The 7,689-nt window shown below is 55.2% G+C and carries 7 protein-coding genes, 1 tRNA gene and 1 pseudogene; 2 read left to right on the top strand and 7 right to left on the bottom strand.

Annotated features, from left to right (window positions below; all coding sequences use genetic code 11):
- From WFM46_RS10345 to WFM46_RS10325, 5 genes and pseudogenes are all read right to left on the bottom strand, one after another.
- A pseudogene (locus tag WFM46_RS10345) lies at window positions 1-564 on the bottom strand (PQQ-binding-like beta-propeller repeat protein); the annotation flags it as partial.
- Between the two features lie 12 nt (window positions 565-576).
- Complete coding sequence (locus tag WFM46_RS10340) at window positions 577-942, bottom strand: hypothetical protein (protein WP_336997583.1); 366 nt, start codon at window positions 940-942, stop codon at window positions 577-579.
- 233 nt (window positions 943-1,175) lie between these two features.
- Window positions 1,176-3,173, bottom strand: coding sequence for a BCCT family transporter (locus WFM46_RS10335; protein WP_336997582.1), 1,998 nt, complete (start codon window positions 3,171-3,173; stop codon window positions 1,176-1,178).
- A gap of 228 nt (window positions 3,174-3,401) precedes the next feature.
- Window positions 3,402-3,489, bottom strand: a tRNA-Ser gene (locus WFM46_RS10330).
- A gap of 145 nt (window positions 3,490-3,634) precedes the next feature.
- Complete coding sequence (locus WFM46_RS10325; RefSeq protein WP_336997581.1) at window positions 3,635-5,263, bottom strand: ABC transporter substrate-binding protein; 1,629 nt, start codon at window positions 5,261-5,263, stop codon at window positions 3,635-3,637.
- 267 nt (window positions 5,264-5,530) lie between these two features.
- Here WFM46_RS10325 and yccA point away from each other — a divergent pair, with 267 nt between their 5' ends.
- Window positions 5,531-6,190 (top strand): FtsH protease modulator YccA, encoded by a 660-nt coding sequence (gene yccA, locus WFM46_RS10320; protein ID WP_103823337.1) that lies wholly within the window; start codon window positions 5,531-5,533, stop codon window positions 6,188-6,190.
- 86 nt (window positions 6,191-6,276) lie between these two features.
- Complete coding sequence (tusE, locus tag WFM46_RS10315) at window positions 6,277-6,606, top strand: sulfurtransferase TusE (RefSeq protein WP_336997580.1); 330 nt, start codon at window positions 6,277-6,279, stop codon at window positions 6,604-6,606.
- Here tusE and yccX read toward each other — a convergent pair.
- Window positions 6,603-6,884 carry an acylphosphatase gene (yccX, locus tag WFM46_RS10310; RefSeq protein WP_156654232.1) on the bottom strand — a complete coding sequence of 94 codons (282 nt, stop codon included), beginning with the start codon at window positions 6,882-6,884 and terminating at the stop codon, window positions 6,603-6,605. The two genes, tusE and yccX, sit on opposite strands and share 4 nt — an antisense overlap.
- A gap of 61 nt (window positions 6,885-6,945) precedes the next feature.
- Complete coding sequence (locus WFM46_RS10305; protein WP_442913454.1) at window positions 6,946-7,674, bottom strand: helix-turn-helix transcriptional regulator; 729 nt, start codon at window positions 7,672-7,674, stop codon at window positions 6,946-6,948.
- Window positions 7,675-7,689: the final 15 nt, after the last annotated feature.

Genomic DNA, 7,689 nt, shown 5'->3' with positions numbered 1-7,689 from the left:
GTTTTTCAGCACAGGCTGGGTTAGCGCTTTACGCGAAGACTTCGTGTCGTAGTGCCACTTCTCTTTCCCGGTGCCCGGATCCAGCGCAATCAGGCGATCGAAAGGGGTACCGATATAGAGCGTCTCGTTAGCAAAAATGGGTGTTGCTGACCAGACGGTTGCGGGGGTGTCGCCTTTACCATCCGACACATCGCCGGTATGGAACTCCCAGATTTTGGTCAATTTACCGACGTTCTCCGCCGTGATCTGGGTCAACGGGCTGTATTTCTGCGCGTTAAGCTGTCCGTGGAAGCTGTCCCAGGTGGCGGCAGAGGGCACCAGCGGGGTCGCTGGTTGCTCAGCCGAAGCCACTTTTTGTCCCTCACTCTGCCCGGTAGAGGCTTCATCGGTGGTTTTGGTGGTTCCCGGCGCCTGCTGATCCGCTGCATCCACGTTGAGCTCTTCTTGCGTTCCCTGAGAGGCCTCAGTGGCTTTATCCTGCGCCTGCACAGAGAGTGGCGCGATCAGCAGCGCCAGCGCCGTCATGCTGACTTTCATAAAGGGGTAGTGTTTATCGTTATACACGGGTGGGACTCCTCAGGCTCTGACGCGGGTATTGTGGTGAACGGGCTTGCTGCTCAGCATAATCAGACCAATCAGGCCGACCACCATCGCTACAGTAATGATGTACTGGTGCAGCAGCGCGGCGGCGAACCCAATACCAATGAGTACCACGAGGGTGACGATAATCAGAAAGATACGCGCCCCACGACCAGATGCGGCACGTAACATCAAGGTCAGTACCGCCAGTACCGCGCTGGCAATGGCGACGCCCAGCGCACCGATGGTATCGGTAACGCCGGTAAGAGGCGTCAGCCAGGCGTATAACGCCACCGCGACGCCAATGACCGCTGCCAGCAGCAGCAATACCGTGCCAGCGCGGGAGGATTGAGAATGTAACATACCAGGAACTCCCCCTATCAAAACAAAAATTAACTAATAATTCAGGCTCGTGGATTTATGCGGCTGCGACTTGCATGGGCAATAGCGAGAAACTCAGGCAGTAAGAAAAACAGCGGCATAGATCACTAAACGTAACTGAGTATAGAAGAAGGATTTTAAAGGGGGCGTGCAAACACGGCATAGCCGCGTAGTTGGGCATAAAAAATGCCGCCTGAGGAGGCGGCATAATGATGTTAACGAACCAGATGCAGGAAGTGCAGATGCTTTTCGTACTGGTCGAGAATATCGTTGATCAGCTGCTCCTGGTTCCAGCTCATCACGTCGTAATTCTGTCCCCCTTCTTTGAGGTAGACTTCCGCACGATAGTATCGGTGTTGCTCCGCCTGCTGTTCGTCGTTGTCTATCGCCGACAGGGCAAAGGTCGGAGAGTTATAGCCCCGCAGCCTCACCTCATAGAGGAAGTTCAGTTCGTTGCCTAAGTCCACCTCAAGACGAATACGATCGTCTGAGGCATCGCTGATTCGGCTCACCGTGCCCTGCTTGCTCAACTCCTCCTGCACGAGGATCATCGCCGGTTTGATGACCTCATCCATAAAGCGTTTCACCAGCGATCGTTTTGGCAGATAGGCAATATTGCGTAAACGACGCTGCCACGGAATAGGATTGCGGGCCGCGGTCGGCGCAATGGTCGCCATGCTCAGGCTCTCGCGTTTGGTTAAATCCCGACGCAGCGCTTTGAGCAGCCCGTAGATGGAAATCAGCAGGATGATGGAAAACGGTAACGCGCTGGCGATGGTAACGGTTTGCAGCGCGCTTAACCCCCCCGCGAGCAGCAGCGCAATCGCCACCACGCCCATCAGCGCGGCCCAGAAAATGCGCTGCCAGACGGGAGTATTGGCCTCGCCGCCGGATGCCAGCGTATCCACCACCATCGCCCCGGAGTCGGCCGAGGTGACAAAGAAGACGATGACCATCGCCATGGCGATAAACGACAGCACAGACGAGAACGGGAAGTGCTCAAGGAAGTTGAAGAGCGCCAGCGCAACGTCCTGCTGCACCGTATCCGCCAGATCGGTTGCCCCCTCGCGCATGATGAGATTGATCGCGCTGTTGCCGAAGACGGTCATCCACATCAGCGTGAAGCCCGCGGGAACAAAGAGCACCCCGGTGACGAATTCACGGATGGTTCTGCCGCGGGAGACGCGGGCGATAAACATCCCGACAAACGGTGACCAGGAGAGCCACCAGCCCCAGTAGAGCAGCGTCCAGCCACCCAGCCAGTCGCTGGATTTTGGCTCGTAGGCGTAAAGATTGAACGTCTTACTCACCAGCTCGGAGAGATAGCCGCCGGTGTTTTCCACGAAGGATTTCAGCAGCAACACGGTTGGCCCCAGGCACAGTACCAGCGCCAGCAGCAGTAACGCCAGCCCAAGGTTAAGCTCGGACAGGATACGAATGCCTTTATCCAGCCCGGAGACCACGGAAATTGTCGCGAGCCCGGTGATGACCACGATCAGGATAACCTGCACCGTTTCGTTGATGGGCACCCCGAAGAGATGATTGAGCCCGGCGTTCACCTGCAGCACGCCATAACCCAGCGAGGTCGCCACCCCAAAAACGGTACCGATAACGGCAAAAATATCAACGGCATGGCCTATCGGACCATGAATTTTGTCGCCAATAATGGGATAAAGCGCCGAGCGCAACGTCAGAGGCAGGCCGTGCCGGTAGCTGAAAAAGGCCAGGATTAGCGCCACAATGGCGTAGATAGCCCATGCATGAAGCCCCCAGTGGAAGAAGGTCAGCCGCATCGCCTCTTTCGCGGCGGTGACGGTCTCGGGCGTACCTACCGGTGGAGAGAGATAGTGCATAACCGGCTCGGCCACGCCGAAGAACATCAGGCCGATCCCCATACCCGCTGAAAAGAGCATGGCAAACCAGGAGTGATAGCTGAAATCGGGCTGGGCATGATCGGGGCCAAGTTTGATATCGCCGTAGCGCGACAACCCCAGGAAGGTCACGCTGAGTAAGATCAGCGCGACCGCCAGGATGTAGAACCAGCTGGCGTTGGTGAATATCTGCTGCTGCAGCAGTTTAAAATTTTTGTCGGCTACGTCAGGAAAAATCGCTGCAAAAGCAACGAGAAGGAAAATTAACAAAGCAGATGTATAGAATACCGCTTTGTTAATCTTGCTTTCAGACTTCTGGGGGGTGGTGTTATTTTCACTCATATTTTATCTATTCCATTAATCCGGATGTGAGGAATCACCTCTTTGAGGTTAGCAAATTTACGCTGCTTATGCAGGTGCTGATGGCATTGTCATCGGGTTATATCCTTGTGTTTACTGGGTTTAATTTATTGAGATCGGGTTTTTAGTTGACTGACATAATGTCATCGGACAGGTAAAACGACAAAAGAAAAAGCCCCGCGATATTGCTATCGCAGGGCTTATCTAATCTGGCGGAAGCGCAGAGATTCGAACTCTGGAACCCTTTCGGGTCGCCGGTTTTCAAGACCGGTGCCTTCAACCGCTCGGCCACACTTCCAGAATGAGGCGAACTATAAACAGCTCCTTGCGCCCTGTAAAGCGTGCCCGCGATCGTTCGCCTGAAAAATAGTCAAAATGCGGTTAATCGGTTGAATAGCCAACATCCTGACCATTTTATCAGCACAAAATCACGCGCTGACTGCTCAGTGTTTTTTGATATACATATCTTTGGTGAAGTAGTACCCCAGCTTATCCGGCGTAAATCCGCCCACCCACGGCTTCACCAGATGGGTGCGCACGTAGTGATAGACCGGAATAGCCGGGACATCCCGCGCCAGCAGATCTTCGGCCTGCTGGTAAAATGCCCCGCGCTCGGCGGTGGTTTTCGCCTTCGCGGCATTAGCCAGCGCCTCGTCATAGGCGGCATTGCTGTACTGGGTGGTGTTCTGACTGTCACCGGTACGGAAGTTATTCAGGAAAGTCGCCGCATCGTCGAAATCGGCGATCCAGGCGTAGCGTACCGCGTCAAAATTGTGGGTATGCATAGTATCCAGCATCGTTTTCCACTCCTGGTTTTGCAGCTTCGCCTCCACGCCGAGGTTTTTCTTCCACATCGAGCTGACGGCAATGGCAATCCGCTGGTGTGACTCAGAGGTGTTATACAGGAGATTAAAGCTGAGCGGGTGGCCGTCGTTAAAGCCTGCGTCGTTCAGCAGTTTTTTCGCTTCGGCGATGCGTTTATCCATAGGCCAGCTGGCGTAATCCGGATTTTTCAGTTTCACCCCGCCGATATCCGGCTGGCTAATCACCCAGGCCGGACGCTGCCCCTGCCCCAGCACCTTCCCGGCAATAATCTCTTTATCCAGCGCCAGGTTCAGCGCCTTGCGCACGCGCGGATCGTTAAACGGCGGCCGGGAGGTATTGAACTGGTAGTAGTAGGTTGCCAGCTGCGGGGAAACATCCACCTCTTTGCCCAGCGTTTTTTGCAGCTGCGCGAACTGGTTGATAGGCAGCGTATAAGCGATATCGATTTCACCCGCCCTGTAGCGGTTCACGTCGGCGGCTTCGGAGGTGATGGGCAGATAAGTCACCTTGTTGATCACCGTATGGGCATTGTCCCAGTAGCGCGGGTTGCGCTCGGCGACGATCCGCTCGTTGACCACCCACTGCTTGAGGGTATAGGCCCCGCTGCCAACAAAGTGCTCCGGCCTGGACCATTTCTCGCCGTAGCGACCAATCAGGACCTTATCCACCGGCACCAGAGACGGGTGCGCCAGCATGGCAAGAAATGCCGCGTTGGGCTGATCCAGCGTCACTTCCAGGGTGGTGTCGTTCAGCGCCTTCACCCCCAGGGTATCAGGGGCTTTTTTCCCCTCGGCGATATCGGTGGCGTTGACCATATGCATGTTGCCTGGGAAGCTGGCATACGGCGAGACGGTTTTGGGGTCCACCAGCCGCTGCCAGCTCCAGACTACGTCCTGGGCTGTAATCGCTGTACCGTCACTCCAGGTAATCCCTGGACGGAGATGGAAGGTCCAGACGGTGTTGTCTTTGTTCTCCCATTTCTCGGCCAGCCGCGGCTGGATCTCACCTTGCGGCGAGACGCTCACCAGCCCGTCGAATATATCGCTGATAATATTGAATTCGACATCGCTTTCGACTTTATGCGGATCGAGCGATGCCGGCTCATTGCCATTATTCCTGACCAGTTCCTGCTTCTCTGCCAGCTCTGTTCCTGCCGGTACACTGGCGGCGAACGCCGTTGTGCTTGCGCACAGGATGCCTGCCGTCAGTAAAGAGAGGGTAAATGTTGCTTGTGATGAGGGTTTCATGTCCTTCGCCTTATAGTTTAGTTTTGACGATGCAAAATAACTCTTAGCGCTGGGGCTGGAATAAGGCAATATATTTCAGTGACCTATAAGAGCTTGATCTGATTAATCCTGACAAACCGGGGTTTGTGCTGCATTGAGCGCATTGCGAAACATTTCATGCTACCTCAATACCTAAGATGCTGAGTAAAGATGGGTAAAACCATTTTATAACCGGCGCGTCGTTTTCTATTCTTGCCGTCAATTACATCTGTCATAAGAGAGTGACTCATGGATCGTATTATTAGTTCTTCACGCGACCGCACATCGCTACTCAGCACCCACAAGGTGCTGCGCAATACCTACTTTATGCTCAGCCTGACGCTGGCCTTCTCCGCGCTGACGGCCACCGCCAGCACCGTGCTGATGCTGCCATCGCCGGGGCTGATCCTGACTCTGGTAGGTATGTATGGTCTGATGTTCCTGACCTACAAAACGGCTAACAAGCCGGTAGGTATTTTGTCGGCGTTCGCCTTCACCGGTTTCCTGGGCTACATCCTGGGGCCAATGCTTAACACCTACCTGTCTGCCGGTATGGGCGATCTGATCGGCCTGGCGCTGGGGGGGACAGCACTGGTCTTCTTCTGCTGTTCTGCCTATGTGCTGACCACCCGCAAGGACATGTCTTTCCTTGGCGGTATGCTGATGGCGGGCATCGTCGTAGTGCTGATCGGTATGGTGGCGAACATCTTCCTGCAGCTGCCAGCTCTGCACCTGGCTATCAGCGCCGTGTTCATCCTGATCTCCTCCGGGGCGATCCTGATGGAAACCAGCAACATCATTCATGGCGGTGAGACGAACTACATCCGCGCTACCGTGAGCCTGTATGTATCGCTGTACAACATCTTCGTCAGCCTGTTGAGCATCCTGGGCTTCGCCAGCCGCGATTAACCGACAGTGCTCTATAACCAGCCCCGCTTATGCGGGGCTTTCTTTTTTGGTAAACTGTTGCGGTTTTCGATAATTCCGTGATGATTATGCTGAACTTTAAAGGTAAAGAGATTGAGACCGATAGCGAAGGCTATCTGAAAGAGACCAGCCAGTGGAGCGAAGGGCTGGCGGCGATTATCGCCGAAAAAGAGTCTATTGCCCTGACGCCAGAGCACTGGGAAGTGGTGCGCTTTGTGCGCGACTTCTATCTGGAATTTAACACCTCTCCCGCCATCCGCATGCTGGTGAAAGCGATGGCCAATAAGTATGGCGAGGAGAAAGGCAACAGCCGCTACCTCTATCGTCTGTTCCCGAAAGGCCCGGCAAAACAGGCGACCAAAATCGCCGGTCTGCCTAAGCCCGTGAAGTGCATTTAATAGCGAATACCGAAGTTCACGTATTCCCGGCCGGGTTGATGCGGTTCTGACAGAACCTTTTCAACCCGTGCAATGCGCGGCCCGCCCGCCTTAAGCCAGGCGAGCAGTTTATCGACCTGTTCCGCCTCGCCGCAGGCCACCACTTCGACGCTTCCGTCATCCAGATTACGCGCGTAACCGGTCAGCCCCAGCTCCGTGGCTTCTCGCTGCGTGCTGTAACGAAAGCCCACACCCTGAACCGTGCCGTGAACCCACGCGATGATGCAGACATTTGCCATACTCCCTCCCCTTATCCATGCCTGACCCGAACCCAAAGAATAGCAAATTATGGCTCCAGGTTTAGCGTAGCGTTTTGGGCAAACAGCCGTAATGCTGGCGGAAACGGGCCGTGAAACGCGAGCTGGACAGGTACCCGCACTGCATGGCGATCTCGCCGATGGGCAGGCGGGTCGACTGTAGCTGCGAGAGCGCTACCGCCATGCGTACCTCCTCCACAATCTGGCGAAAACTTTGCGACTCTTCCCGTAAGCGTCGGCGCAAGGTGGGTACGCTTACGGCCAGACGGCTGGCGATCTCCTGCGCGGTCCATGCCTTACCGGGCGACACCATGATGAAATGCCGTACCTGCTCGGTAAGATTGATATTTCTCTCGATAAGCAGCGGCCCTGCTACCCCATCATGCAGCAGCGCCAGCAGGAGCCCGAAGGCCTGATGCTTTTGCAGCTCTTCCGGAAAACCGTGCCGCACCGCATGCAGCAGATTGCTCCACATAAAGGCCAGCCCTTCGCTGAGCGGAGCACACAACGAGTCCGTTCTGGCGCGCGGCCAGGATTGCAGGTAGCGCGTTTTAAACTCGGCGATAATGTCGGGGGATAACAGCAGCAGATCGGAATGAAACAGCTCCTGCGAGGGCTGATTAATGATCTCCATTGGGGTATTCGCCGGAATAATGATTAGCTCATCCGGCGTCGCCACTAAGCGCCGCTCATCCTGAATAATCACCTTGCTGCCGTGTGTAATATGGCAAATGGCCGGGTAAAAAAGCTTTACGTGGTGCAGGCGATGCATTTTGCTGGCATTGAC

It is taken from the genome of Leclercia sp. M50, assembly GCF_037150775.1.
In the GTDB taxonomy this organism is placed as follows: Bacteria; Pseudomonadota; Gammaproteobacteria; order Enterobacterales; family Enterobacteriaceae; genus Enterobacter.
The sequence above is the reverse complement of the archived record's forward strand: the minus strand, read 5'-3'. Positions and strand labels throughout refer to the sequence as shown.